This window comes from Streptomyces sp. WAC06614, from assembly GCF_003949795.1.
Classification (GTDB): Bacteria; Actinomycetota; Actinomycetes; order Streptomycetales; family Streptomycetaceae; genus Streptomyces.
This window is the reverse complement of record NZ_RPRY01000675.1, coordinates 1-1,314: the sequence shown is the minus strand read 5'-3', so window position 1 is coordinate 1,314 and position 1,314 is coordinate 1. Positions and strand designations below refer to the sequence as shown.

The window sequence follows — 1,314 nt, the reverse complement described above, 5'->3', positions numbered from 1 at the left end:
GCCCCGCCCGGCCCCGCCAGCGCGCCCTCTGGACGCAGGTCCGCCCCCCCGCGTCCCAGGGCGGGCGCCAGCACGCCGGCGGCCAGCGGGACCCACAGGCCTGCCCGGATCCCTGGGCCGCGCGCTGTCGGGACGACCCCGCGTGCCGGTCCCCCGACGTCGACCTCCTCGACGTCACCGGCCCGGCCGAGGTGTTCGCGCTGGCCAACCGCGAGACCGGTGGCCGGGCGGGCTACGAGGTCCAGCTCGCGGGACGTGGACCGGCACCCGGCGTGGTCACCACGTCGGCAGGTGTACGGCTGGTGACGGACCTGTCGTTCGCGGAGGTCGACGGCGTGCTGGACACCCTCCTGGTGCCCGGTGCGGTGGACCTGCCTCCCGAGGGTCCGGTCGCCCGGATCGACGCGGACGTGGTGGCGTGGCTGCGCACGGCCGCCCCGCTGGCCCGGCGGGTCGCCTCGGTGTGCGTGGGCGCGCACCTGCTGGCGGCGGCCGGGCTGCTGGACGGCCGGACGGCGACCACGCACTGGTCGACCGCCGCGCAGCTGGCGGCCGACCACCCGGAGGTGACGGTCGACCCCGACCCGATCTTCGTACGGTGTGGGAACGTCTGGACCGGCGCCGGGATCAGCGCGTGCATGGACCTCGCGCTGGCGCTGGTGACCGAGGACCTGGGCGAGGAGGTCGCCCTGGGCGTGGCCCGTCAGCTGGTCATGTACCTCAAGCGGCAGGGCGGGCAGAGCCAGTTCTCGGTGCCGCTGAGCGCGCCGCCCGCGGCGCGCCGGGACATCGACGAGCTGCGGATGTTCATCGCCGACCATCCGGCCGACGACCTGTCGGCGGCCGCGCTCGCCGAGCGGATGTGCCTCAGCGAGCGGCACTTCGCCCGGGTGTTCCGCCAGGAGACCGGCACCACGCCGGCCGCCTATGTGGAGGCCGCCCGGGTGGAGGCGGCCCGGCGCCTGCTGGAGGGTACCGACGACCCCCTGGACGCCGTGGCCACCGCCTGTGGGCTGGGCTCGGTGGAGACCCTCCACCGAGCCCTGCGCAAGCAGATCGGTACGACCCCGGCGGCCTACCGCCGCCGCTTCCGCACGAACCACTGACCACGGCAGGACCCACCGCCAGGCCGGACCGCCAGGCCCGACCGCCAGGCCCGACCGCCAGGCCCGACCGCCAGGCCCGACCGCCAGGCCGGGCCGCCAGGCCGGACCGCCAGGCCGGACCGCCAGGCCCGACCCGGCCCGGCCCTACCGGCCCGACCGGTCGCATGGCCCCACCGACCCGACCCGCCCCACAGGCCCCACAGGCCCC

At 77.3% G+C, this 1,314-nt stretch carries 1 protein-coding gene; it reads left to right on the top strand.

Features of this window, described 5'->3' with window-relative positions:
• Positions 1 to 191: 191 nt before the first annotated feature.
• On the top strand, positions 192 to 1,106 hold the full coding sequence (locus EF918_RS35810) for a GlxA family transcriptional regulator (protein ID WP_125652989.1): 915 nt from the start codon (positions 192 to 194) through the stop codon (positions 1,104 to 1,106).
• Positions 1,107 to 1,314: the final 208 nt, after the last annotated feature.